The sequence below is a fragment of the Mycolicibacterium palauense genome (assembly GCF_002592005.1).
Classification (GTDB): Bacteria; Actinomycetota; Actinomycetes; order Mycobacteriales; family Mycobacteriaceae; genus Mycobacterium; species Mycobacterium palauense.
The window spans coordinates 1-25,160 of sequence record NZ_NVQF01000084.1 but is presented as its reverse complement, the minus strand read 5'-3'; the positions used below and the strand labels follow the sequence as shown (position 1 = coordinate 25,160).

The 25,160-nt window shown below is 68.0% G+C and carries 24 protein-coding genes; 15 read left to right on the top strand and 9 right to left on the bottom strand.

The annotated features are described in order from the left end of the window. The 3 genes from CSR00_RS24435 to CSR00_RS24425 form a co-directional block, all read right to left on the bottom strand. A partial coding sequence (locus CSR00_RS24435) for an aldehyde dehydrogenase family protein (RefSeq protein WP_141564473.1) occupies positions 1–381 on the bottom strand: 381 nt, incomplete at its 3' end. Between the two features lie 243 nt (positions 382–624). After that, complete coding sequence (locus tag CSR00_RS24430; RefSeq protein WP_099025003.1) at positions 625–1,521, bottom strand: NAD(P)-dependent oxidoreductase; 897 nt, start codon at positions 1,519–1,521, stop codon at positions 625–627. A gap of 4 nt (positions 1,522–1,525) precedes the next feature. Continuing rightward, entirely contained in the window at positions 1,526–2,080 is a 555-nt protein-coding gene (locus tag CSR00_RS24425) for an amino acid synthesis family protein (protein ID WP_176562237.1), read from the bottom strand. Positions 2,081–2,434: 354 nt separating this feature from the next. Between CSR00_RS24425 and CSR00_RS24420 the strand changes: the two genes are divergently transcribed. From CSR00_RS24420 to CSR00_RS24395, 6 genes are read left to right on the top strand one after another with little or no spacing between them, the layout of a single operon-like run. Then, the gene (locus CSR00_RS24420; RefSeq protein WP_176562236.1) at positions 2,435–3,535 is read left to right on the top strand and encodes a substrate-binding domain-containing protein; all 1,101 of its coding nucleotides are present in this window, start codon (positions 2,435–2,437) and stop codon (positions 3,533–3,535) included. Next, complete coding sequence (locus CSR00_RS24415) at positions 3,519–5,072, top strand: sugar ABC transporter ATP-binding protein (protein ID WP_099025000.1); 1,554 nt, start codon at positions 3,519–3,521, stop codon at positions 5,070–5,072. Before CSR00_RS24420 ends, CSR00_RS24415 begins: the two co-directional genes overlap by 17 nt. Continuing rightward, complete coding sequence (locus tag CSR00_RS24410) at positions 5,069–6,142, top strand: ABC transporter permease (protein ID WP_099024999.1); 1,074 nt, start codon at positions 5,069–5,071, stop codon at positions 6,140–6,142. Before CSR00_RS24415 ends, CSR00_RS24410 begins: the two co-directional genes overlap by 4 nt. Beyond that, positions 6,139–7,152, top strand: coding sequence for an ABC transporter permease (locus CSR00_RS24405; protein ID WP_099024998.1), 1,014 nt, complete (start codon positions 6,139–6,141; stop codon positions 7,150–7,152). Before CSR00_RS24410 ends, CSR00_RS24405 begins: the two co-directional genes overlap by 4 nt. A gap of 42 nt (positions 7,153–7,194) precedes the next feature. Further along, on the top strand, positions 7,195–8,082 hold the full coding sequence (locus CSR00_RS24400) for an N-acyl homoserine lactonase family protein (protein ID WP_099024997.1): 888 nt from the start codon (positions 7,195–7,197) through the stop codon (positions 8,080–8,082). Between the two features lie 51 nt (positions 8,083–8,133). Beyond that, positions 8,134–9,162 carry a LacI family DNA-binding transcriptional regulator gene (locus tag CSR00_RS24395; protein WP_328514764.1) on the top strand — a complete coding sequence of 343 codons (1,029 nt, stop codon included), beginning with the start codon at positions 8,134–8,136 and terminating at the stop codon, positions 9,160–9,162. Between the two features lie 69 nt (positions 9,163–9,231). On the opposite strand, the gene CSR00_RS24390 is transcribed toward CSR00_RS24395, so the two are convergent. Genes CSR00_RS24390 through CSR00_RS24380 form a run of 3 tightly spaced genes read right to left on the bottom strand, consistent with a single transcriptional unit; the run spans position 9,232 to position 12,682 of the window. After that, positions 9,232–10,317, bottom strand: coding sequence for a DUF4185 domain-containing protein (locus CSR00_RS24390; RefSeq protein ID WP_245906473.1), 1,086 nt, complete (start codon positions 10,315–10,317; stop codon positions 9,232–9,234). Positions 10,318–10,365: 48 nt separating this feature from the next. Then, on the bottom strand, positions 10,366–11,409 hold the full coding sequence (locus CSR00_RS24385; RefSeq protein ID WP_099024995.1) for an aspartate-semialdehyde dehydrogenase: 1,044 nt from the start codon (positions 11,407–11,409) through the stop codon (positions 10,366–10,368). Positions 11,410–11,416: 7 nt separating this feature from the next. Then, entirely contained in the window at positions 11,417–12,682 is a 1,266-nt protein-coding gene (locus CSR00_RS24380; RefSeq protein ID WP_099024994.1) for an aspartate kinase, read from the bottom strand. 123 nt (positions 12,683–12,805) lie between these two features. Between CSR00_RS24380 and CSR00_RS24375 the strand changes: the two genes are divergently transcribed. Further along, positions 12,806–13,417: a nitroreductase family protein gene (locus tag CSR00_RS24375; RefSeq protein WP_099024993.1), complete on the top strand. Its 612-nt coding sequence runs from the start codon at positions 12,806–12,808 to the stop codon at positions 13,415–13,417. Here CSR00_RS24375 and CSR00_RS24370 read toward each other — a convergent pair. Beyond that, positions 13,414–13,869, bottom strand: a complete 456-nt coding sequence (locus CSR00_RS24370; protein WP_099024992.1) for a hypothetical protein — start codon at positions 13,867–13,869, stop codon at positions 13,414–13,416. The two genes, CSR00_RS24375 and CSR00_RS24370, sit on opposite strands and share 4 nt — an antisense overlap. 282 nt (positions 13,870–14,151) lie before the next feature. Here CSR00_RS24370 and glnT point away from each other — a divergent pair, with 282 nt between their 5' ends. From glnT to CSR00_RS24340, 6 genes are read left to right on the top strand one after another with little or no spacing between them, the layout of a single operon-like run. After that, positions 14,152–15,492, top strand: a complete 1,341-nt coding sequence (glnT, locus tag CSR00_RS24365; protein WP_099025005.1) for a type III glutamate--ammonia ligase — start codon at positions 14,152–14,154, stop codon at positions 15,490–15,492. Between the two features lie 28 nt (positions 15,493–15,520). After that, positions 15,521–16,417, top strand: coding sequence for a class II glutamine amidotransferase domain-containing protein (locus CSR00_RS24360; protein ID WP_099024991.1), 897 nt, complete (start codon positions 15,521–15,523; stop codon positions 16,415–16,417). After that, positions 16,405–17,109 carry a GltB/FmdC/FwdC-like GXGXG domain-containing protein gene (locus CSR00_RS24355; RefSeq protein WP_099024990.1) on the top strand — a complete coding sequence of 235 codons (705 nt, stop codon included), beginning with the start codon at positions 16,405–16,407 and terminating at the stop codon, positions 17,107–17,109. Before CSR00_RS24360 ends, CSR00_RS24355 begins: the two co-directional genes overlap by 13 nt. Before the next feature lie 12 nt (positions 17,110–17,121). Continuing rightward, positions 17,122–18,504 carry an FMN-binding glutamate synthase family protein gene (locus CSR00_RS24350; protein WP_099024989.1) on the top strand — a complete coding sequence of 461 codons (1,383 nt, stop codon included), beginning with the start codon at positions 17,122–17,124 and terminating at the stop codon, positions 18,502–18,504. Continuing rightward, the gene (locus CSR00_RS24345; RefSeq protein ID WP_099024988.1) at positions 18,501–19,712 is read left to right on the top strand and encodes an NAD(P)/FAD-dependent oxidoreductase; all 1,212 of its coding nucleotides are present in this window, start codon (positions 18,501–18,503) and stop codon (positions 19,710–19,712) included. The genes CSR00_RS24350 and CSR00_RS24345 overlap by 4 nt, the downstream gene beginning before the upstream one ends. 11 nt (positions 19,713–19,723) lie before the next feature. Next, positions 19,724–20,371, top strand: coding sequence for a type II toxin-antitoxin system RelB family anti-toxin (locus CSR00_RS24340; RefSeq protein ID WP_099024987.1), 648 nt, complete (start codon positions 19,724–19,726; stop codon positions 20,369–20,371). A 13-nt stretch (positions 20,372–20,384) separates the two neighbouring features. Here CSR00_RS24340 and CSR00_RS24335 read toward each other — a convergent pair whose 3' ends face one another. After that, a complete protein-coding gene (locus CSR00_RS24335; protein ID WP_141564472.1) occupies positions 20,385–21,446 on the bottom strand; it encodes a hypothetical protein in 1,062 nt (353 codons plus the stop codon). A 225-nt stretch (positions 21,447–21,671) separates the two neighbouring features. Here CSR00_RS24335 and leuA point away from each other — a divergent pair, with 225 nt between their 5' ends. Together leuA and CSR00_RS24325 are read left to right on the top strand one after the other, a co-directional pair. After that, the gene (gene leuA, locus CSR00_RS24330; protein WP_099024985.1) at positions 21,672–23,492 is read left to right on the top strand and encodes a 2-isopropylmalate synthase; all 1,821 of its coding nucleotides are present in this window, start codon (positions 21,672–21,674) and stop codon (positions 23,490–23,492) included. Between the two features lie 71 nt (positions 23,493–23,563). Continuing rightward, on the top strand, positions 23,564–23,947 hold the full coding sequence (locus CSR00_RS24325; protein ID WP_245906470.1) for an SHOCT domain-containing protein: 384 nt from the start codon (positions 23,564–23,566) through the stop codon (positions 23,945–23,947). A gap of 89 nt (positions 23,948–24,036) precedes the next feature. Here CSR00_RS24325 and CSR00_RS24320 read toward each other — a convergent pair whose 3' ends face one another. Beyond that, positions 24,037–25,026: a DEDDh family exonuclease gene (locus CSR00_RS24320; protein ID WP_099024984.1), complete on the bottom strand. Its 990-nt coding sequence runs from the start codon at positions 25,024–25,026 to the stop codon at positions 24,037–24,039. Positions 25,027–25,160 lie beyond the last annotated feature (134 nt).

Here is a 25,160-nt window from a genome sequence, read left to right as displayed (position 1 = left end):
GTTCTCGGTGAACCCGCCCTTGAGCAGGTGCGGGATGCCGCAGGCGAATTCGACGACCTCCTGGCCGCGGGTGACCTCGCCGAGCGCGTCGGAGAGGACCTTGCCGTGTTCGGCGGTGATGAGGGCGACCAGTTCCTGTTTGCGGGCGTTGAGCAGCTCCCGGAAGGCGAACAGGATCGAGGTGCGCTTGGCCAGCGAGGTGTCCCGCCAGGCGGGGAAGGCCACGGCGGCCGCATCGATCACCGCGCGAGCGTCCCTGGTGGACGCCAATGCGACCGCGCCGGTCACCGAGCCGGTAGCGGGATTGGTGACGGGCTCCGTCGCGCCGCTATCCCCTGCAAAGTGGTCGTTGTTCATCCAGTGGGTGATGGTGCGCATCATGTGGTGGCCGCCGTTCTGTTTGTCGCTGTCACTTTCCGCGGTCGGGAATCCTCGATCGTCTGGCCGGTGGGTACGGCCCCCACTCGACCCGGGACCTCGGCGGACTGGGCGGCCTTGGCCATCAAGGTTGCGCCGACGGTGAGAACCGAGGGATGCCGATCGCCTTGTGCCGGGTTCTCCGGGCGGGTGTGAGCCGTCGCCCGAACCGCGGACTCCGACGCTAGGGTCATCCTCCGGGTCCCTTCACCATTCGTCGATGCCGGTTGCGTTGCCGAACAGCTTCATCACGGCCATCTGGTCCATGCCGCCCCAGCCCAGTCCTTCAGCCACCGAAAACATCTGGGCCGATAGCGCCGTCGCGGCCGCTGGCACCTTGAGTTCGGTGGCATACTGCGCGGCGATCCGCATGTCCTTCGCGATCAGCCGGATCGCGAACCTCGGATTGTCGAAGTCGTTCTCCAGCACGATGTTCTTGACCAGTTCGGTCATCACCCAGCATCTCGAAGTACTCGTCGAGAGGACCTCGTAGAGACGTTTGGCCGGAATGCCTGCCTTGGTACCGACGGTGAACGCCTCGGCCATGGCCATCATCTGGATTCCGATGGCTAGTTGGTTGATGCTCTTTGTGGTGGCACCCATCCCGGACCCCCCCATGTATTCCACGCGTCCGCCGATGATTTCGAGGATCGGCCGTACCGATGCCAGCACCTCCTCGTCGCCGCCAACCATGATCGTCAGCGATCCGGCAGCGGCACCGGCCGGTCCGCCGCTCACCGGTGCGTCGAGCCAGGACAGTCCGCGGGGCTTCAGCTGGGCGGCGATGCGCTGGGGAGTCGTCGGCGCGACCGAGGAGAGGTCGACGATGGTCTGACCTTCCCGAGATCCGTGAATCAAGCCGTCCTCACCGAAGGTCACCGCCTCGACCTGGGGTGTGTCCGGCAGTGAAAGCAGCACGACGTCACTGCTTTCGGCGACTTCACGCGGTGTTGTGGCGGCTTTGGCGCCGGCATCGACGAGTCGGCCGACCGCTGCTGAATCCTGGTCGTGGACGACCAGGTTCACTCCTGCGGCGAGCAGGTTGTCGCAGTTGCGCCCGCCCATGATGCCCAGGCCGATGAACCCTACCGTCTGTTCGATCATCTCGTCAGGCCTCCTTACGGACGTCGGGGCGGCCGCCGTCGCCGAGGACGACGATCACCAGGATTTCGTCGGCGTGTGGTGCGTCGGCGACGCGGACCTCCCAGCTGAACAACTGCGAGACATCGGTGTCGGCCAGCGATCCACCGTCGTGCGCGCTGCGCAGCGACAGGTCGAGCGTTGCGCCCACCCCGCCTCGCTTCTCCGCCGCAGGCACCACTGCCGTGCCCTTGGTGGCGGCGCGCTGAAAATCGCCGAACGCCTTGGTGTGAATGATGGAGGACCCGTGCTGCACCTCTCCGTTCTCGCCGACCAGCGTGGCTTTACCGAACACTGTGGCTTGGGTCCCCAACGCGGTGGCCGCGAGTGTGGTCAACCGCTCTCCGAGCTCGGGGCTGTACTTCTCCGAGAGCAACGAGAGGTCTTGGACGACCTCGCCGGCGTAGGGGTTCTTGATCACAGCCATGGCGGCAGCGAGCCGCAGCGGCGTGGCCAGCAAGCCTGCACCCTCGCCGTACACCTCCTCGGTGACGGTGGCCACTTTGCGGATGGTCAGATCCACCAGATCCTCCTTGAATACGTATACATTTGTGATTTGCCACACTGTCGCACAAGAGGTGCCGAGAAGGCAACCCCCATTCACCGCATCGCGCCAGTCAGGCGGGACCAGCCTGTTTCACGACGTCATAGGCAAGTCATAGCCAATTTTGCTGAACCTAGTGACACACGCAGCACGGCTGTGCAAGAGTGTCACCACTCACAAATGAATACGTACACACACCGGAGCGACCTTCCGGATAACTTCCGCAGGCGTGGCCATCAACGCCGTACACGCAGGTCAGGAGCAACTTTCGATGAGGACCATTCAGTGAGGACAACGAGACACCCTCGCCCGCTGCGACGGAGATTCGCCTCGGTGGCCGCACTCTGTGCGATCGGCCTCGTGGCAGGCTGCGTCGTCGACACCCACGCAGCCACGTCCACCGGGGAGCGCGGTGGCCCCTACACGATCGCGATCTCCAATGGCTACACGGGCAACACCTGGAGAACCCAGTTCATCTCCAACTTGCAGAACCGCGCCCAGGAGCTCAAGGACCAGGGGGTGCTCAAGGATTTCACGCTGGTGAGCGCCGGCACCGACATCAACCGGCAGCTCTCACAGATCGACCAGATCGTGCTGGACAAACCCGACGCGGTGTTGATCGCCCCCACCTCTGGCGCAGCCGCCGAGGTGGCCGCTGAGAAATTCAAGGCAGCCGGCATCACGCCGTTCATCATCAACGACCCGGCTCCAACGAAGTCCGCGATCAACATCGTTCCCAACAACGCGGCCTGGTACGCCACCCAGACCAGCTGGCTGGCTGAAGGACTCGACGGCAAGGGCGATATCGTCCAGGTCACCGGGCTGCCTGGCAATCCATCCGACACCGCACGGCAGAAGGCGGCCGCCGAAGTCCTCGCCAACTACCCAGACATCAAGACGGTCGCGACCGTGCCCGGCTACTGGGATCAGGGTAAGGCGCGGCAGGCCATGTCGACGGTGCTGTCCAGTCACAGCAATATCGACGGCGTCCTGGAACAGGACATCATGGGCCTCGGCGTGATCCAGGCGTTCGAGTCTGCCGGTGTACCGCTGCCGAAGTACATGACCGGTGACTACACGAAGGGGTTCCTGGAGAAGTGGAAGACGCTACCCCAGCTCGAGACCATGGCCGTTCCGTACTCGCCGACAGACGGCGCCGACGCACTCAACATCATCATCAAGCTACTCGACGGCGACAAGCTCAAACCCGGGGTTCTGCAGCCGAATTCGATCGATTCCTCGATAGTCGACAACACCATCCTTCTTCCACCCTCGCTTGCGATCACCCGCGACGGTAAGAGGGGCGACTGGACACCTCCCGGAATGGAGGTCATCAGCCTCGACGAAGCCCTGCGCCGGGTCGAAGGAAAGCCCGAGACCTTCGCAGTGGAAGCCCCCGTCTCACAGGAGCAGATCGATGCCTTCTTCCAGTGACACCCTCGAACTACTTACCGTCTCGGGAATATCCAAGAACTTCGGCCCGGTTCAGGCGCTGAAGAACATCGACCTCCGCGTTCAGGCCGGCTCGGTGCATGCACTGATGGGCGGCAACGGTTCCGGAAAGAGCACGCTGTCCAAGGCGCTGCTCGGGGTGGTGCGCCCCGACGCCGGACGCATCGAGGTGGCGGGCGGCCACCATGTCGTGGATCCGGCTTCGAGCCGAGCCGCAGGGATCTACGGCACCTATCAAGAAACCGCCCTGTCCGGTGACCTCACCGTCGCCGAGAACATCCTGATCAACACCCTGCCGTCACGGCTGGGGCTGGCGTCCACCCGTAACCCCGATGCCACGCTCACCGCGGTCATCGACCGCGTCGGACTGCCTGCAGCGGTGTTGGACACCAAGGTCCGCGAGCTGCCGCTGGACCAACGCTGTCTGGCAGAGCTGGCCCGTGTCCTGGTACACCGTCCGCGGCTGCTCATCATCGACGAGCTGACCGCGTCCCTACGCCGCGACCAGGTGGGCAGGGTGGGCACCATCCTGCGGGAGGTTGCCGACACCGGTGCGGCCGTCTTGTTCGTCTCCCATCGACTTGAGGAGGTCGATGAGTTCTGTAGCAGCGCGACCGTACTGCGCAACGGGCGAACCGTCCTGCATACCGACGATCTCAGCGATCACCACCTCGACGATCTGATGGCCGCCATGACCGGCGGTGACATCCAAGCCGGATCGGCAGCTCGCCGACGCAAGGCGCGCAGCGAATCTGCGGGCTCCGAGGAGAGTACGACGACCAGCGTTCTCGAGGTCGCCGACCTCGAAGTCGCCGAGTTCGGCAGCCGGATTTCACTGCACGGCAATTCCGGTGAGATCGTGGGCGTCTCGGGCCTGAGCGGTAATGGTCAGTCAGAACTCCTGCGGAGCCTCTACGGGGCAGTAACCAGCCGGGAGGGCGACATCCGCATCGATGGCGTTCCGGTCCGGATCCGATCGGTTGCCGACGCAGTCCGCGGTGGAATCGGGTACATCTCCGGGGAACGCGAACGGGAGATGGTGTTCGGTCACCGCTCCATCGAGGAGAACCTCGGTGTCGTTGCCATGGCCTTCAAGAAGCTGATCGACCCGTCGCTGGTGATGCACCGCATGGCCCTGGTCACCCATAGACGGGCTCAGATCCGCAGCCTCAGTGGCGGCAACCAGCAGAAGGTCGTGGTGGGCCGGTGGCTCGGGATCAAGCCCCGGGTGTTGCTGGCCGACGACCCGACCCGTGGGGTAGACGTGCAAACCCGCAACGAGATTCACGGCATGCTGCGAGAGATGGTGACCTCCAACAGCTCCGCGGCGGTTGTCGTCTCTAGCGATGACCACGAGCTGGCGGAGATTTGCGACCGCGTCTACATCCTCCACCAAGGAAAGGTCATCGAGGAACTCGCCGGCGACGAAGTCACCGAGGAGGCCATCGCCCACGCCTGTCTGATCGGGCACGCAACCGACGACGATCTGAGCTCTGTACCGACCGGAGGTACCCAATGACCGACACACTGACCGCCGAAGTGCCTCGCGCTGCGGCACCCGGCCACCCACTGAGCGGATTCCTCGAACAGGCCACCCGGTGGCGCGGGCTGCCCACCGCGGTGCTGGTGGTCGTCCTCTTCGTGGTCAACACGATACTGTCGCCCAACTCGCTCACCCCGTATTCACTGACCAGCTTCTTCGCCACCTACCTGCCCTCGATCTGCCTAGCGATCGGCGTCTCGTTCACCATGCTCGTCGGTGGTATCGACCTGTCGCTGGGCCCGGTAATGGGGTTGGCCGGCATCTTCACGGTCCTGCTGTCGTCCGTCGGGCTGCGGCTGTTCACCTTGGGTCCCAGCGGCATGGCCACCGACTGCAGCACACCCGGCATCTGCAACAACGGCATCCCGTTCTGGGCCGCCGCCCTCATCGGGATAATCGTCGGCGGGCTCTTCGGTGCGCTCAACGGCATCGCCGTCGCCTACTTTCGTCTGCAGCCGCTGATGGTCACACTGGCCACCGGATTCATCGCCGGCGGTGCCTCGCTCTGGATTTTTCCCAAACCGGGCGGACGAATCCCCGACGGACTGACGGCGAGCTATGTCGCCGCCCGCATCCCACCCCTGGGATTGGTCATCACCATCGTTCTGGTGGTGGCGGCGCTGGTGGCAATGCGGACCACCTGGGGTGTGCGTATGCGAGCGGTCGGTAGCGATCGCGCCCGGGCGTTCGCCGTCGGCGTGCCCGTGCGGCGGACCACCGCGTCGGCCTACGTCGCCTCTGGCGTTCTCGCCGGTATCGCCGGTGTGCTGTTCACCCTCAACGTGGCCTCGGCCGATCCCACGCTCGGGGCCACCTTCACCCTCAACGCCGTCGCCGGCGCGGTGCTCGGTGGTGCAGCCCTACGGGGCGGCTGGGCGGAACCGGTGGGTCCGGCGCTCGGTGCGATCACGCTGGGCCTGCTCAACTCATTGGTGGTCTCGCTGCACATCTCGATCTACTACCAGCAACTCGTATCCGGCATCGCGATCGTGATCGGTCTTGCCGCGACGCAGGGATTCTTCAACCGCCAAAGGAATGCACAATGACCACCACGGCACAAGCCTCGCCCTCGACCCGACCGGGCGGCAACGACTCCCGGATCGATGTCCTCACTTTGACACGTCGCTGTCCGTGGTTGCCGGCGGTGGTGGTCAGCGTCGTCCTGCTGGTTGCCGGGCAGGTCATCTCACCCGGATTCGCGTCCTGGGGCAACATCAACCAGATCGTCGCCATAGCCGCCATTCTCGCCTTGGCGTCCTGCGGCCAGACCATCGTCATGATCTCCGGGGACTTCGGCATCGACCTTTCGGTGGGACAACTGATGTCGCTGACGGCCGTCGTCGCGTTCATGTTGATGGACGGCGGCACCCCGTGGGTCCTTGTGGCACTGGTGGCGGTCGTCGTCATCGGAGCACTCTTCGGAACACTCAACGGCGTTCTGGTGGCCTATGCGAAACTGCCCGCGCTCGTCGTCACACTGGGAACTTTGGTCATCGCCCAGGGATTCATCTTGACGCTCACCAGCTCGGGAACTCCCAGCGGTGCGGTGCCCGATGTGCTGGCCGCCGTAACCGGGCACAGCATCCTGGGTATCCGCTACGTCACCATCGTGGTCGCCGTCCTGGTCACCGTGCTGGCCGTGTTCATCGCCCGTTCCCGATTCGGCAAGAATCTCTACCTGGTGGGCAGCAACCGTGAAGCGGCCCGCCTCGCAGGGATCAACGTGCGCCGTGTCGTGGTCATCGCCTTTGTCGTGGCCGGTGTCTGCGGCGGCATCGCCGGCCTGCTGTTGCTCAGCTATGCCGGTACAGCCAACCTCGATCTTGGCGGCGATTACCTGCTCCTGACGATCGCGGCGTCGGTCATCGGCGGCGCATCGCTGGCCGGCGGCGAAGGCAGGGTGGCTTCCAGCGCCGCGGGCGCCGTCGCACTTCAGGTCATCACCACCTTCCTCCTCACCATCGGGGTTTCTGATGCCCTGCGCCAGGTAATCACCGGACTTCTACTGGTCGGGATGCTCTTCCTCAACGCCCGGGTCCCCAGACTCCGCCAATAACATCAACGCACAACCCCTCAGCCCGCTGCCAAGGAGATATTCATGGAAACCATCGTCGAGGCCGTCTACGTGCTGGACGGCGGCACCTTGGACGTCGAGGCCAGCACCATCGTCCCCGGATCCGACTTCGGTACCCGCCTGCTCATTCCGGTGCAGATGTTTCTGGTCAAAACCAGGATGGGCTACATCCTGATCGACGCCGGCAACGACCCAGGATGTATCCAGGACCCAGAGAAGACCTGGGGCCCGGACCTGGCCAGTGCCGTCATCCCCCACATGACGGATGCGAACCACCCTTACGCGCAACTGGCGCTGCTGGGGCTGGACCCCACCGACATCAAGATGGTCATCTACACCCACCTGCACCACGATCATTGCGGTGCCGCCCGGCTCTTCCCTGAAGCGGTGCACGTCGTGCAGCAAGCCGAATACCGTTGGGCCTTCTACCCGGATCGGTACGCCTCGCGCATCTACCTGCCCTCCGATTTCGGATCCGAGGATATCCGCTGGAAACTGGCCGAAGGCGACTGGCTCATCCTGCCCGGCATCCACCTCTTCTCCACTCCGGGGCACACACCCGGGCACCAGTCGGTCGTATTGTGGGGCGTACCGGACTGCGGCACATTCATCATCGCCGGGGACGCCGTGTACTGCAAAGAGAACGTCCGACGGGATCTGCCGCCCGGCATCACCACCGACGCCGTGCAGGCAACGCGGTCGCTGCATCGCCTCACCGCGCTGGCCCACGCCACCGATGGCAGCCTGCTCGTCAGCCACGACGCCGAATCGTTCGCCACCCTGCCCAAACCACCCGAGCCTCTCAGCGCATTGGACCTGGAATCGCGGCGCTTCTACATCGAGGGCGAACGTACCCTCTACGGCGAGGGAATCATCAGCAATTTCATGTCCACCGGCGTCGGCGCTGTCTGACACCCGATCCGGTCCACGCCCGGATTCCGGCCGCACCGGTCACTGGCAGGGATGATGGAGGCAATCCAGCCACGGACGAAGAATGACAGGGGAGGCATGGCCACCAGCAGGGATGTCGCTAAGCTAGCGCGAGTTTCGCAGGCCACGGTGTCCCGGGTGATCTCCGGCGGCCCGGTGAGCCAGGCAACCCGCGACCGAGTGGTAGCGGCGATGGACGCCGTCGGCTACGTCCCCGACCTCGGTGCACGCGCCATGAAAACCGGTATTACCAACACCATCGGTGTCGTGGTCGACGACCTGGCCAACCCCTTCTACCCCTACCTTCTAGACGCATTGACAGCAGCGCTGGACGAGGCCGGCAAGAAGGTGTCGCTGTGGACGTCCAACGGTCGGCTCAACGAGGCAGCGCTCGACGCCATGGCCTCGCGCTCCGTTGACGGTGTCATCTTCACCACCGTCGTCGAGACCTCTGAAATGCTCAAGGCCGCGATTCGGCGTCACAGCCGGTTCGTGCTGGTCCACCGCGGTGTGGAGGGGCTACCCGCCGACCAGGTGACCACCGACAACTTCGACGGCGGGCGGACGGTTGCAGAGTTCTTCGTGACCGGTGGTCACCACGCCGTCGCCATCATCGGTGCCAACAACTCTGCTAGCACAACGCGGGATCGTCGTCGAGGCTTCATCCATTGTCTCAATTCCCACGGGATCGAACTGCCACCGGAATACATTGCCGCACACGACTACACCTACGACTTCGGCTACGAATCAGCCGGCAGACTCCTCGACCTTCCCAAGCCGCCCACCGCCTTGTTCTGTACCAATGACGTCTCGGCGATGGGCGCGCTCGATCGAGTGCGCGAGCGTGGTCTACGCGTTCCCGACGACGTCTGGGTCGTCGGCTTCGACGACATACCCATGGCCTCCTGGCGAGCCTATGACCTCACGTCGGTGCGCCAACCAGTCGACCGGTTGGCCACCATCGGAACCCGGCTCATGCTCGAACGACTCGAAGATTCCACCAAGCCCGTCGAGAAGATCGTTCTCGGATGCGAATTGGTGCGCCGCGGCACCACCGGCTGAATACCCCCAAGCCGCGCAGCACGGCGACGGAGGCACAACAGATAGCGTCGGGAATCAGCACGCCAGGGATCAGTAGGCACCAACCGGCTTGAACGGGTTCACCGCGAACTGGATCACCCGGTAGGGCGCCCGATCGCGGGAGGTGGTGTTCCACTGGCTGACGAACACTCGCACCGCGTCGATGGTCGACCCCGGCGAGATGTACCCCCCGTAGGGCTGGGCCAGCGTGTTGTCGTACGGGGAGGGCAGGATCTCCGCCGGGTTGGGCCACAGCACGGCGCGCACCACCGTGGTCACCGGGGCGGTGCCGAGCTCGGTGGGGCTGTTGGCCACCCGGATCTCCATGTTGCCCGTGGTCGCGTTGAAATAGGACAGCACCGCCTTGCCGTCGAGTTGGCGGATGCTCATCTCACCGACCTGATCCGGCCACAGCGGGGCCGGCGGGGTGTTCCAGCCCGAGGGCGAGTACCCCTGCCACTTCGACCGGTCGGGGAAGTCGGCCGGGGTCACCCGGTACAGGTGCACCGGAGCCGTGCGGTCGAAGTCGTTGGCCACGATGTAGACCCAGCCGGTCGCAGAGTCGGGCGTCGGGATCGGGTCGTAGTACCCGCTGATCTGGGACTGTCCACCGCCGGCGAAGTCCGCGTCACGTTCCGAGCCGGGTACCGTCTGCCAACCCCCCTGTGCGGCTTCGGCTTTGACCAGTCGCGACGTTTCGGGAACCAGGCTGCGCGCGGTGGTCACCATCAGGTAGTTCTGCCGGTTGATCTCCACCACCCCGGCGGGCAGCTGGGAGGTACCCGGCTCCGTGGGGTCGGCCAGCAACGGCCGGGTCACCCCGCTGACGCCGGTGTAGCGCACCCCGCCGGGCGCATCGAGAGACGACCGATCGACGTGCAGCGCCACCGGCGAGAACCAGCCGCCGAACCCGACGCCCTGCCCGGCGAAGCTGTCCCCGCACACCTGCAGCAGCTCGGCGGGAAACTCCATGAACCCGCACAGGTCGGTGGCGCCGATGCCGTAGTCGCGGGTGGGGGTCCCGGTACCGGCGGTCGGCCCGATGCGCAGCACCTGGCCGGGAGCCAGCAGCGGCAGGTCGCTGACCGGATTGGCCCGGGCGACCGGCGCGCCGACGAGCGTGAGCACCGAAGCCAGGGCGGCGATCGGGGAAGCCGCGAAGATCCGGCGCACGGCGGGCGGCGGCTACAAACGCGCGGCCAGCAGCTCGGCGATCTGAATGGTGTTCAGCGCCGCGCCCTTACGAAGATTGTCGCCGGAGATGAACAACGCCAGCCCGCGACCGTCGGGGACACCGGGATCGGTGCGGATCCGCCCGACCAGCGATTCGTCCACGCCGGCGGCGGCCAGCGGGGTCGGCACGTCCACCAGCTTGACGCCCGGCGCCTCGGCGAGCAGCTGCTGCGCCCGCTGCACCGACAGCGGCTGGGAGAACTCGGCGTTGATCGACAGCGAGTGCCCGGTGAACACCGGCACCCGCACGCAGGTGCCGCTGACGGGCAGCTCGGGAATCCCGAGGATCTTGCGGCTCTCGTTGCGCAGCTTCTGGTCCTCGTCGGTCTCTCCGGACTCGTCGTCGACCAACGATCCGGCCAGCGGCACCACGTTGAACGCGATCGGCGCGACGTACTTGTTCGGGGGCGGGAAGTCCAGCGCGGACCCGTCGTGCACCAGCTGCTCGGCGTCGTCGATCACCGCCCGCGTCTGCGAGGCCAGCTCCTCCACGCCGGCCAGGCCGCTGCCCGAGACGGCCTGGTAGCTCGACACGATCAGCCGGGTCAGTCCGGCCTCGTCGTGCAGCACCTTGAGCACCGGCATCGCCGCCATGGTGGTGCAGTTGGGATTCGCGATGATGCCCTTGGGCAGGGCGCGCGGGTCCCGCACGTCCCTGTCGAAGTTCACCTCCGAGACCACCAGCGGCACTTCGGGGTCCTTGCGCCAGGCCGAGGAGTTGTCGACGACGACGGCGCCGGCCGCGGCGAAGCGGGGCGCCTGGGTCTTCGACATCGTCGCCCCCGCGGAGAACAGCGCGATGTCCAGCCCCGACGGGTCGGCCGTCGCGGCGTCCTCGACCTCGATCTCCTGCCCGCGGAACGGCAGTTTGCGGCCCTGCGAGCGCGCCGAGGCGAAGAACCGCACGCTGGTGGCCGGGAAGTCGCGCTCCTCGAGCAGCGTGCGCATCACCTGGCCGACCTGGCCGGTCGCGCCGACCACACCGATGTTCACCATGAGGGGCCTACCGTCCCGTTCCCGCGTAGACGACGGCCTCTTCGTCGCCGCCGAGTCCGAACGCCTCGTGCAGCGCGGCCACGGCCTTGTCCAGTTCCGTGTCCTTGATCAGCACCGAGATCCGGATCTCGGAGGTGGAGATGAGGTCGATGTTGACGCCGACCTCGGCCAGCGCCTCACAGAAGGTGGCGGTGACGCCGGGATGGCTGCGCATGCCCGCGCCGATCAGCGACACCTTGCCGATGTGGTCGTCGTAGAGCACGCGGGTGAAGCCGATCTCACTCTGCAGAGAGGACAGCTTCTCCACCGCGGTCGGCCCGTTGTCGCGGGCGCAGGTGAAGGTGATGTCGGTCTTGCCGTCCTCGATCTTGGAGATGTTCTGCAGCACCATGTCGATGTTCACGTCGGCCTCGGCGACGGCGCGGAAGACCTTCGCGGCGTAGCCGGGAACGTCGGGCAGGCCGACGACGGTGACCTTGGCCTCGCTGCGGTCGTGGGCGACTCCGGTCAGGATGGCGTCTTCCATGGGGATGTCCTCGATCGATCCTTTGACGATGGTTCCGGGTTTGTCCGAGTACGACGAGCGCACGTGGATCGGCAGGTCGAAGCGGCGCGCGTACTCCACGCAGCGCAGCATCAGCACCTTGGCGCCCGCGGAGGCCATCTCGAGCATCTCCTCGAAGGAGACGGTGTCGAGGCGGCGGGCGTTGGGCACGATCCGTGGGTCGGCGGTGAAGACGCCGTCGACGTCGGTGTAGATCTCGCAGACGTCGGCGTCCAGGGCGGCGGCCACGGCCACCGCCGTGGTGTCCGAACCCCCGCGGCCCAGCGTGGTGACGTCCTTGGTGTCCTGGCTGACCCCCTGGAATCCGGCGACGAGCACGATCTGGCCCTCGTCCAGCGCCGAGCGCAGCCGCCCGGGTGTGACGTCGATGATCTTGGCGTTGCCGTGCGTACCGGTGGTGATCACCCCGGCCTGCGAGCCGGTGAAGCTGCGCGCCTGGGCGCCCAGCGACTCGATGGCCATCGCGACCAGCGCGTTGGAGATGCGTTCACCGGCGGTCAACAGCATGTCCAGTTCGCGTGCCGGCGGTGCCGGACACACCTGGTTTGCCAGGTCAAGCAGATCATCGGTGGTGTCGCCCATCGCGGAAACGACCACGACGACGTCGTTGCCGGCCTTCTTCGTTTCCACGATGCGTTCGGCGACGCGCCGAATCCGCTCCGCATTCGACACCGAAGATCCGCCGTATTTCTGCACGACGAGCGCCACTGTCAACCTTTCCGGGTGGGGGGTGGGATCCCATCAAGGATAAAGGAGCCGGACACGTGGTTTTGCCCCGCCGGGGGTCGGGCGCCCGTCCCCGCCGCTTCGGCGCGCCGTTACCGTGGAGCTGTGGCGCATCCTCCGGCCGACCGGATTGCCGACACCTCCGTGCCGATCGACCCCCGCCTGGCGGCGCGCTGGAGCCCACGCGCATTCGACCCGAACGCCCAGCTCAGCCGCGAGGATCTGGACGCGGTGCTGGAGGCCGCCCGGTGGGCGGCCACGTGGGGGCGACGCCAGCCGGTCCGCTTCCTGGTCGGACTGCGCGGCGACGCCACGTTCACCCGGCTGGCCGGACTGCTCAAACGGGGAAATCGCTACGCCACCGCCGCCGGCGCCCTGATCCTGGTGTGCGCCGATGAGGGCCCCGACGAGAAGACGGCGCAGTACTCGGGTGTCGACGCTGGTGCCGCGATGGCCAACCTCGCGATCGAGGCGGTGGCCCGGGGCCTGATCAGCCACCCGATGGCCGGATTCGACGTGGGCGGCACCGCCGAGACTTTCGCCGAGACGTTCCCGGAGACGTTCGCACCGGCCGGCGGCCTTCGCCCGCTGGCGATCGTGGCGGTGGGGCACCTGGGCGACTACGGCGAGGCCGGCCCCGAGATCGCCGAGCGGGACAGCCTGCCCCGCGAGCGGCTGCCGTTGTCGCAGGTCGTGCTGAACTGGGCCGAGCTCTAGGCCGGGCATGCCTTGGCCAGCTCACCGAGCTGCGCGGTGATCTGATCGTTGAGCACCGACATCTCGTAAACCACCGGCGGCGCCGGCGCCCCGGGGGCCTGGGCCGAGGCCTCGGCACGCAGCCGGGGAAGCTTGGCGACGAACTGGCTGGCCAGATCGGCCAACTCGACGGCCCGGGCCGACAGTTTCGGATCGGTGACGTTCTGCGCCCGCTGCGCCAGACCGTCGGCCCACTGCTGGTAGGCGGCGTCCTCGGCGACGGTGGGCACGTTCTGGGCGCCCCCGGACTTGGAGTCGATCAGCTCGGTTTGCGTCCGGTTGAAGTCGAGCAGATCGCGTACCGGCCGGCACTCCTCCGGCGACTTCTTGAACACCGTCTGCGACAACGCGACCGCGATCGCCACGAGCACGACGACCGCGATGGCGAGCCACCAGCGCCGATCCAGTTTCATCGCCCGCACTGTATCTCCCACGCCGTCATCGCCTACATCACAGCCTGCATCACGGCCTGCATCACGGCCCGGCCCACAGCCCGGACCACCGCCGGGCGCCGCGCCCCGTAACCGGCTCGAAACACTTCCGCGCGCGTCCACGTAACAGAAACCGCATCCACTTGTAGTGGACACGGGCGTGGCGCCCCTGCGTCGAGCGCCCCGAGACGCCGCCGCCCACCGCGAGTGGACTCTGTTTCATACTGTGATACAGTGATTCCTACCAAGAGACATGGGGAGATGATGACCACCACGCCGCCCAGCAAGGGGCTTGCCGAGCTCGCCGCGGAATCGGGCACCAAATTCATCCTCGCGCTGTTCGTCGACCTGCGCGGAAAGCCCTGCGCCAAGCTGGTCCCGGTGGAGGCCGTCGACCTGCTGGCCACCGACGGCGTCGGCTTCGCCGGCTACGCCGTGGGGGCCATGGGCCAGGAACCCAAGGACCCCGACATGATGGCGATCCCGGATCCGGCGTCGTTCACGCCGATCCCGTTCATCCGCGAGGGCCTGGCCATCGTGCACTGCGACCCGCACGTGGAGGGCAAGCCCTGGCCGTTCGCGCCGCGGGTGATCCTCAAGTCGCTGATCCAGCGCGCCGCCGACGCGGGCTTCGAACCGTGGGTCGGCGCCGAGGTGGAGTACTTCCTGCTCACCCGCAATCCCGACGGCTCCCTGTCCCCGGCCGACGCCGCCGACACCGCCGCCCAGCCGTGCTACGACGCCCGCGGCGTCACCCGCATGTACGAGCACCTGACCACCATCTCGTCGGCGATGAACCAGCTCGGCTGGTCCAACTACGCCAACGACCACGAGGACGGCAACGGGCAGTTCGAGCAGAACTTCGAATACGCCGAGGCGCTGACCACCGCCGACCGCGTGGTGACGCTGCGCTATCTGCTGTCGATGATCGCCGCCGAGCGCGGCATGATCGCCACGTTCATGCCCAAACCGTTCGCCGACCGCACCGGCAGCGGTCTGCACCTGCACCTGTCGCTGACCGCTGGCGGGTCCCCCGTCTTCCCGGCGGACGAGGACGATCCCCGCGGGCTGGGCCTGTCCCCGACCGCCTACTCGTTCATCGGCGGGATCCTCGACCACGCCTGCGCGTTGCAGGCCGTGGTGGCCCCGACGGTCAACTCCTACAAGCGCACCGGCGCCACCACCACCACCTCCGGTGCCTCGTGGGCCCCCAAGCTGCCGACCTACGGCGGCAACGACCGCACCCACTACCTGCGCGTCCCCGACAACCAGCGGGTGGAGCTCCGCGGCGGCGACGGGTCGGCCAACCCGTATCTGGCCATCGCCGCGGCCCTGGGCGCCGGCATCGACGGCATCAAACGCAGCCTCGACCCGGGCGACATCGGATCCGGTGGCGCCAACGCCAAACACCTGCCGCCGACACTGCTGCACGCGGTCGACGAGCTGCAGGCCGACCCGCTGGTGACCGGAGTCCTCGACGCCGGCGCCGCAGACGGGGACCCCGCCGTCTCCGCGTACTTCGCCACGCTCAAGCGTGAGGAGTTCTTCAACTACCACGGCGCCGTGAGCCCGTGGGAGATCGACAACTACCTGACCGCGTTCTGACGGTCCGAGAAACCAAGGGAGGCAGACAATGTGCGGGATCGTGGGGCTGCACCTGCGCTCGCCGGAGCTCTATCCGCGGTTGGGGGAACTGCTCACCGGGATGCTCTGCGAGATGGCCGACCGGGGCAGTGACTCCGCCGGCGTCGCCGTGTACGGCGATCCGGAATGGTCGCCGCCGGGGAAGGGCTGCGTGTCGCTGCTGGACCTCGCGGTGCCCGCGGCCGACGCCGCGGCAGCGGTGGGAGCGCACCTGGGCACACCGGTCGCGGCGATCACCATCGGCGAGACCTGCCAGCTGTCGGCCGACGTCCCCTCCGAAACCCTGCTGCAGGCGGTGCGCCGGGTCTACCCCGATGCCCTGGTGGCCGGCTTCGGCGCCGACCTCACGGTGCTCAAGGGGGTGGGCCATCCCCGGGCGCTGACCGACAGCTGGGGGCTGGCCGGCGCCACCGGATGGCAGGGGGTCGGGCACACCCGCATGGCCACCGAGTCCGCCGTGACGCCCGCGGGCGCCCACCCCTATGCCGTGGGGCCCGAACAGTGCCTGGTCCACAACGGATCCTTCGCCAATCACGCCACCATCCGGCGCACCCTGCGTGCCGAGGGGGTCGGCTTCGACAGCGAGAACGACACCGAGGTGGGTGCCCGGTTCGTGGCCAAGCAGCTGGCCGAGGGCCGCGACGTGGAGACGGCCCTGAAGGAGCTGTGCGCCACCTTCGACGGCTTCTACACCCTGCTGGTGTCCAACCACGACTCGTTCGCCGTGGTGCGCGACGCCATCGCGTGCAAGCCGGCGGTCATCGCCGAGACCAGCGAGTGGGTGGCCATGGCCAGCGAGTACCGGGCGCTGTCCGGGCTGCCCGGCGTCGAGCATGCCGCGATCTGGGAACCCGAACCGGAGGTCGTCTACGCATGGACCCGCTGAAGACCGCGGACACCGTCACCACGTTCGACCTGCGCACCACGCCGCTGCGGGAGGTCAACGCCGCGCTGCACGCACCCGATCTGTCGGGCGAGTTCGTCATCGACAATCCGCACGGCGCCCACAACGTCGCCGTCGGGCTCGACGCCCCGGTCACGGTGACGGTCAACGGCCACGTCGGCTACTACGCCGCGGGCATGAACCAGCGGGCCGAGATCGTCATCGACGGCAACGCCGGCACCGGTGTCGCCGAGAACATGATGAGCGGCACCGTCTGGGTCAAGGGCAACGCCTCGCAGTCCGCGGGCGCCACCGCGCACGGGGGGCTGCTGGTCATCGAGGGCGACGCGGCCGCACGGTGCGGCATCTCGATGAAGGGTGTGGACATCGTCGTCGGCGGCGACATCGGCCACATGAGCGCCTTCATGGCCCAGGCCGGGCGCCTGGTGGTCCGCGGCAACGCCGGCGACGCACTGGGCGATTCGCTCTACGAGGCGAGGATCTACGTACGCGGCACGGTGTCCTCCCTGGGCGCGGACTGTGTGGCCAAGGAGATGCGTCCCGAGCACCACGAGGAACTGGGCCGGCTGCTCAAGGCCGCCGGCTACGAGGACGACGACACCTCCGCCTACACCCGCTACGGGTCGGCCCGAAACCTCTACCACTTCCACGTCGACCACGCCGGCGCCTACTGAGATGAGCCCCAGATGAGCCCCCACCCGAACCCGGCGGACAACGCCGACACCCGGGCCCGACGAGGCCTGCGCGAGTCCGCCACCTTCGACCGCACCACGATCGCCGCGATTCAGCGCGCCGCCGACACCGGGATCTACGACATCCGCGGATGGGGCGCCAAGCGTCCCCTGCCGCACTTCGACGACCTGCTGTTCCTGGGCGCCTCGATGTCGCGTTATCCCCTCGAGGGCTACCGCGAACGCTGCGACACCGACGTCGTGCTGGGTGGTCGACACGCCAAACACCCACTGCACCTGGCGATCCCGGTCACCATCGCCGGGATGAGTTTCGGCGCGCTGTCCGGGCAGGCCAAGGAGGCACTGGGCCGCGGCGCCAGCGAGGTCGGCACCTCGACCACCACCGGTGACGGCGGGATGACCCCCGAGGAGCGCGGACAGAGCAAAAACCTGGTCTACCAGTACCTTCCGTCGCGCTACGGGATGAACCCCGACGACCTGCGCAAGGCCGACGCCATCGAGATCGTGCTCGGCCAGGGCGCCAAGCCCGGCGGCGGCGGAATGCTGCTGGGGCAGAAGATCTCTCCCCGGGTGGCCCAGATGCGCACCCTGCCCCAGGGGATCGACCAGCGCAGCGCCTGCCGGCACCCGGACTGGACCGGGCCCGACGATCTGACCATCAAGATCAACGAGCTGCGCGAGATCACCGACTGGGAGAAGCCGATCTATGTCAAGGTGGGTGCGTCGCGCACCTACTACGACGTGAAGCTGGCCGTGCACGCCGGCGCCGACGTGGTGGTCGTCGACGGCATGCAGGGCGGCACCGCGGCCACCCAGGACGTGTTCATCGAACACGTGGGAATCCCGACACTGGCCGCCATCCCGCAGGCCGTGCAGGCGCTGGCCGAACTCGGTGTGCACCGCAGCGGCGCCACCGGCGACCGGCACGTCCAGCTGATCGTCTCCGGCGGCATCCGCAACGGCGCGGACGTCGCCAAGGCGCTGGCGCTGGGCGCCGACGCCGTGGCCATCGGCACCGCCGCGCTGATCGCCCTGGGCGACAACGACCCACGATACTCCGAGGAGTACGAAAAGCTCGGCAGCGCAGCGGGTTTCTTCGACGACTACCAGGACGGCACCGACCCGGCCGGGATCAGCACCCAGAACCCGGAGCTGGCGGCCAGGCTCGATCCGGTCGAGGGCGGTCGCCGGCTGGCCAACTACCTGCGGGTGCTGACCATGGAGGCGCAGACCATCGCGCGGGCCTGCGGCAAGGCCCATGTCTGCCACCTGGAGCCCGAGGACCTGGTGGCGGTGTCCATCGAAGCCGCCGCGATGGCCCGGGTGCCCCTGGCCGGCACCGACTGGATCCCCGGTACGTCGCGGTCCGCACTGTGAGCACCGAGACCTGCGACGTCCTGATCGTCGGCGGCGGCCTCGAAGGCGCCGCCGCGGCGTGGGCACTGGCCCAGCGCGGTGTCACCGATGTGGTTGTGGCCGAACGCCACACCGTGGGCTCTGGCATGACCGGCAAGTCCAGCGGCATCGTGCGCTGCCACTACGGGGTCAGTTCGCTGGCCGCGATGGCCACCGTGGGGGTGGAGGTCTTCGAGAAGCCGCAGCAGTTCCTCGGCGACCACGCCACCGACATCGGTTTCCGCCAGACCGGCTACATCGTCGGTGTCGGTGAGGCCAACGTCGGCGCGCTGCGCAACAGCCTGGCCGCCCAGCGCGCCGTCGGCGTGCAGACCGAGGAGATCGACGCCGCCGAGGTCGCCCGGTTGTGGCCGTGGGCCGATCTGAGCCCCTTCGCCGCGTTCGGCTGGGAGCCCCGGGGCGGCTACGGCGACGCCTACCAGACCGCCCAGGCGTTCGCGGCGTCGGCGCGCGCGGCGGGCGCCCGGCTGCGCCAGGGCGCACACGTGACCGAGCTGCTGTTCGACGGCCAGCGGGTCGCCGGGGTGCGGCTGGCCGGCGGCGACGAGATCGCCGCGGGCACCGTGGTGGTGGCCACCGGCGCCTGGACCCGGCCGTTCCTGGAGCCCTACCGGGTCTCGCACGGCCTCGACGTGCCGATCTCGGTGATGCGTGAGCAGATCGTGATGATCTCGCCGGGCGTACAGATCGGAAATGTCCCGGTGTTCTCGGATCTGGTGTCGCTGCAGTACGTGCGGCCCGAGGTGGGCGGGGAGATCCTGTTCGGCAACAGCGATCTGGCCCACGGGGAGGTCGCCGACCCCGACGACTACCTCAACCGCGCCACCGAGACGTTCATCGACGTGACCGTGGACAAGGTCGGGACCCGCTTCCCCGGCTTCCCCGACGCCGCCATCTCCTCCAGCTACGCCGGCTGCTACGACGTCACCCCGGACTGGAACCCGGTTATCTCGCGCACCCCCGTGGACGGTCTGATCATCGCGGCGGGATTCAGCGGCCACGGTTTCAAGATCTCGCCCGCGGTCGGAAAGCTCGTCGCGGACTTGGTGATCGAGGGCCGCAGCGGCGACCCGCGGATTCCCGAGTCGGACTTCCGGCTGTCCCGGTTCGCCGAGGGCGACCTGCTCAAGACTCCCTATCCGTACGTGGGCGCCGGCGAGATGCGATAGACAATAGAGCCGTGACCGACGTCCCGCTGCTGCGCAACCAGTCCGGCACGGCCCGCGACCGTGACCCGCGCGAACCCATCGAGGAACTCGAGCTCGAGACCGCGATCGGCCGCAATGTGCGGCTGCTGCGACAGCAGCACGGGCTCACCGTCGCCGAGATGGCCGACCGGATCGGCATCTCCAAGGCCATGCTGTCCAAGATCGAGAACGCCCAGACCTCGTGCAGCCTGTCCACCCTGGCACTGCTGGCCAACGGCTTCGACGTCCCGGTGACCACCCTGTTCCGCGGCGCCGACGTCGAGCGCCCGGCCGCGTTCGTCAAGTCCGGGACCGGGGCGGCGATCGTGCGCAACGGCAGCCGGGAGGGCCACGAGTACCAGCTGCTGGGCTCGCTGCGCGGCGAGCACAAGCGCCTGGAATGCCTGCACGTCACGCTCAGCGAGAAGAGCCAGACCTATCCGCTGTTCCAGCATCCGGGCACCGAGTTCATCTACATGCTCGAGGGCGTGATGGACTACAGCCACAGCCGTTCGGTGTACCGGCTGTCTCCGGGTGACTCGCTGCAGTTCGACGGCGAGGGCGCGCACGGTCCGGTGGATCTGGTGCAGCTGCCGATCCGGTTCCTGTCGGTGATCGCCTTCCCGGACTCCCAGATCTGAGCCCGCCGGGCCCTCAGCGGTAGAGCCGGGCCGCCTTCGCGGCGATCGGGCCCAGGTGTTCGCAGTCGCCGCCCTCGGCGACCACCGACGGGCGCACCACCACGTTGGGGACCTCGGCGAAGTCGCCGTTGGCCAGCCGGCGCTGCATCGGCGGCCCGACGAACGCGGTCGCGGTGCACAGCTCGGGGTCCAGGTAGACGTCGGCGGCCCCGGGGTCGTCGGCCCGCTGCACCTCGGTGTTCTCGGTCACGATGTCGACCAGGCTGGGCCGCAGCTGCAGCGCACCGCCGCCGATGGCGCATTCGTAGACCCCGGTCCCCCCGATGTCCCAGGCCGGTGCGCCGTCGAGGACGGTGAGCACCTCGCAGGGGTCGCGCTCGGCCAGCGGCACGGAGTAGACCGCCGCGCCGTCGCGCGGCGGCAGCGGGGCGCGGGCCAGGTGCTCGGCGGTGGACCGGGCGGCGCGCTCGGCCAGCGCGCAGTCGCCCGGCCCGATGAGCGCGACGTGGACGTAGGGCGGGAACGCCGGCGACTGCGCCGGGGCCCCGGGCAGGCCGGACAGCGGCAGCGGGACCAGGTACTCGCACGAGCCGGGGCCGGTCTCGTGGACTTCCAGACCGCCGGCGCGCATCACCGGTGCGCCGACGGTGCGGGCCAGGATCAGCTCGGCGCTGATGAAGCGCAACGCGGCATCACCGGGCACCTTGACCGCAACATCGCATTCGTTGAACGCGTAAAGCGTTGCCACCGAGGTGATGTCGCCGATCCTGGCCAGGGCCTGCCGATCCAGCAGGCCGCACACGTCGATGCGGCGCAGCGCGCGCAGGTAGGCCAGCGTGGCCCGGTCCCCGGGGCCGACGTCACGCCCATAGGTGGGCACCGCGCCGGCGAAGAAGAAGGCCTGGTCGGGGACGTCGGTGGAGGTCCGCGCGGCGCCTTCGATGTAGTGCCCGCAGCCCACGCCGAACCCCAGCACCAGGACCGCCACCGCCAGCACGGCCGCCCGGCGCGCCGGATGGCGCAGGGGATGTTCGCGGCGCCGCTCCCGTCGATCGCCGAGTGCCGGGCCAGTCATGCCTGCACGCTAGTCGCGATCGGTACCGCGCACCCGGCGCCCGCGCCGGGTGCGCGGCCGAACGCGGGTTTGGGTGATGCCCCGCCCCGGAGTAGAGTGTTGGGCGTGCAGCGGGTGCTCCTCCTCGGACGCCGCGACGGGGCCTGATCCAGACCGGCTTCCCGTCGCGGGTGTTTCGCGATGCGCCGGTCTGACATCCACCCAGACAACCCCGGAGCACATCCCATGACCAGCTTCAGCAAGCCCTCAGTCGATTCGCCCGACGCCTTCTCGTCGGTACGCACCATCTCCACGCCAGCCGGGGCGCCGCACCCGGCTCAGCCCGCCTGGAACACCCAGCGCGGCTCGTCGATGCCGGTACAGCGCTACCGCAGCTTCGACGAGGAGGTCGAGCCGGTCCGGCTGCCCGACCGCACCTGGCCGGACACGATCATCGACACCGCGCCCATGTGGTGCGCGGTGGACCTGCGCGACGGCAACCAGGCGCTGATCGACCCGATGAGCCCGGCCCGCAAGCGCCGCATGTTCGACCTGCTGGTCCGGATGGGCTACAAGGAGATCGAGGTCGGATTCCCCTCGGCCAGCCAGACCGACTTCGATTTCGTCCGCGAGATCATCGAACAGGGCGCCATCCCCGACGACGTCACCATCCAGGTGCTGACGCAGTGCCGCCCGGAACTGATCGAGCGGACCTTCCAGGCCTGTGCCGGCGCGCCGCGCGCCATCGTGCACTTCTACAACTCGACGTCGATCCTGCAGCGCAAGGTGGTGTTCCGCGCCGACCGCGAGGCCGTCAAGAAGATCGCCACCGACGGCGCGGCGCTGGTGGTCGCGGAGGCCAAGAAGTACCCGGGCACCCGGTGGCGCTTCGAGTACTCCCCCGAGTCCTACACCGGCACCGAACTGGAATACGCCAGGGAGGTCTGCGACGCGGTGTCCGCGGTGGTCCAGCCGACCCCCGACGCCCCGCTGATCGTGAACCTGCCGGCCACCGTGGAGATGGCCACCCCCAACGTCTATGCCGACTCCATCGAGTGGATGAGCCGCAACCTGGCCCGGCGCGACTCGATCATCCTGAGCCTGCACCCGCACAACGACCGCGGCACCGCGGTGGCAGCCGCCGAGCTGGGCTACGCCGCCGGCGCGGACCGCATCGAGGGGTGCCTGTTCGGCAACGGCGAGCGCACCGGCAACGTCTGCCTGGTGACCCTGGGGCTGAACCTGTTCAGCCGGGGCGTGGACCCGCAGATCGACTTCTCCAACATCGACGAGATCCGGCGCACCGTCGAGTACTGCAACCAGCTCGGTGTGCACGAGCGGCACCCCTACGGCGGTGACCTGGTGTACACCGCGTTCTCCGGTAGCCACCAGGACGCCATCAACAAGGGCCTGGACGCGATGAAGGTCTCGGCCGACGAACAGGATTCCGACGTCGACGACATCCTGTGGCAGGTGCCCTATCTGCCCATCGACCCCCGCGACGTCGGGCGCACCTACGAGGCCGTCATCCGGGTGAACTCGCAGTCCGGCAAGGGCGGGGTGGCCTACATCATGAAGGCCGACCACGGGCTGGCGCTGCCGCGGCGGCTGCAGATCGAGTTCTCCCAGGCCATCCAGAGAATCACCGACGGGGAGGGCGGCGAGGTGTCCCCGAAGGAGATGTGGGACGCCTTCTACGAGGAGTACCTGGCTCCGGTCACGCCGCTGGAGCGGATGCGGCAGAAGGTCGACGCCGCCGAGACCGACGGCGGCACCGACACCATCACCGCGGTGGTCAAGATCGACGGCGTCGAGACCGAGATCAAGGGCAGCGGCAACGGCCCGCTGGCCGCGTTCGTCGACGCGCTGGGCACCGTCGGCTACGACGTCAGCGTGCTGGACTACTCCGAGCACGCGATGTCCTCCGGCGAGGAGGCTCAGGCGGCCGCCTATGTCGAGGTGTCGGTCGGCGGCCGGACGGTCTGGGGTGTGGGAATCGCCACATCCATCACCACCGCGTCACTGCGTGCCGTCGTCTCGGCCGTCAACCGGGCCTCGCGCGACTAAGCTGACGCCCGCGCCAATTCCGGCGTGCTCGTCACCGATTCGTGCTCGTCAACGGTTAAGGAGTAGCCGAAGTGTGGGACTCGTTCTGGAACTTCTTCTTGTCGATGCTCGTGATCTTCGCGTTCATCGCCTACATCATCATCCTGTTCAACATCCTGGTGGACCTGTTCTGGCGTGATCACAAGACCTCCGGGATCGTCAAGGCGATCTGGGTGGTCTTCCTGATCCTGCTGCCCTACCTGACGGCGTTGGTGTACCTCATCGCCCGCGGCAAGGGGATGGCCGAACGGGCCCGTGAGCAGGCGATGCAGGCCAAGAAGGAAACCGACGACTACATCCGCCAGGCCGCCGGCCGCTCCCCGGCACAGGAGATCGCCGACGCGAAGAACCTGCTGGAGACCGGCGCCATCACGCAGGCCGAGTTCGAGTCGCTCAAGGCCAAAGCACTGGGCTGAGCGGATACCGTCAAGCGCCGAGGATCCCGCACGGCAGTCGGTCGATCAGGCCGGCGGGGTCCTCGGCGCCCGGCTGAGCGGCACGGCGCTCAGAACAACGCGAACTGTTCGCCGTGGGCGGTGGCGTCGGTGAACTCGTCGACGTCGGTCCCGCACACGACGTCGCTGACCGTGGCCATGAACTCCGCGTCCGAGACCACCGGCACCCCGAGTTCACGCGCCAGATAGCCCTTGCCCTGATCGGGCTCGTCGGCGTTGCAGATCACCAGCGAGGTCTCCGGATCCACGTTGTCGCAGTAGGCCAGCCCCGCGTGCAGGATGCGCTCCACCAGCTCCTCGTGCGTGCGCTCCACCTCGGTGGACAGCGCCACGCGCATGCCCTGCACCATCGGTCGGCCGCGGATGTAGCGGCCCGGGTTCAGATAGGGACACGGCATCCGGGAGGCCAGCATCTTCAGCGGGCGCAGTTCCTCATGGGTGACCCGCCCGTTCGGCCAGCGCCGCCGGGTCACCGGACGCACCGGAAGCCACGCGTCGAGCTCCCGGGCCCGCTGCACCGCCGGGGTGAGGATGCGCGAGAGCACCAGCGCGTCATCGAAGGCGTCGTGCGGGCGGGTCTGGGTGACCCCCCAATGCGCGGCCAGCGTCTCCAACCGCAGATTGTCCAACCCCAGCTCGAGGCGGCGGGCCAGCTCCACGGTGCACATCACGGTGTCCACCGGCAGCGCCACACCGGCCAGTTCGGCCTCGGCGGCCAGGAACGCGTAGTCGAACCCCACGTTGTGGGCCACCAGCGTGCGCCCGTGCAGCAGGGCGCTGACGTCGGTGGCGATCTCGGCGAATGTCGGCTGATCCTCCAGCATCTCCGCGGTCAACCCGTGAACGTGGGTGGGTCCCGGGTCCACGCCCGGGTTGAGCAGGCTCACCACCGACTGCTCCACCCGGCCCTCGTCGTCCAGCGCCAGCGCCGCCAGGCTGATGACCCTGGCCTGCCCGGGCTGGAAACCCGAGGTCTCCAGGTCGACCACCACCCACCCGTCTCCGTGGTGGGCGGCCGGCCGGCCCCAGGTGTGGCTCACAAAGCCACAATGGCACGCGCGACCGACAATCCCGGGTCATGAGGCGGTGTGTGGACAACCGTGTCGGGATCGTTTTCGGCCCGCGACCTGCACACCCCCGCGAACCCCCGGGCGCCCGCGCCCGGGGGTTCGCG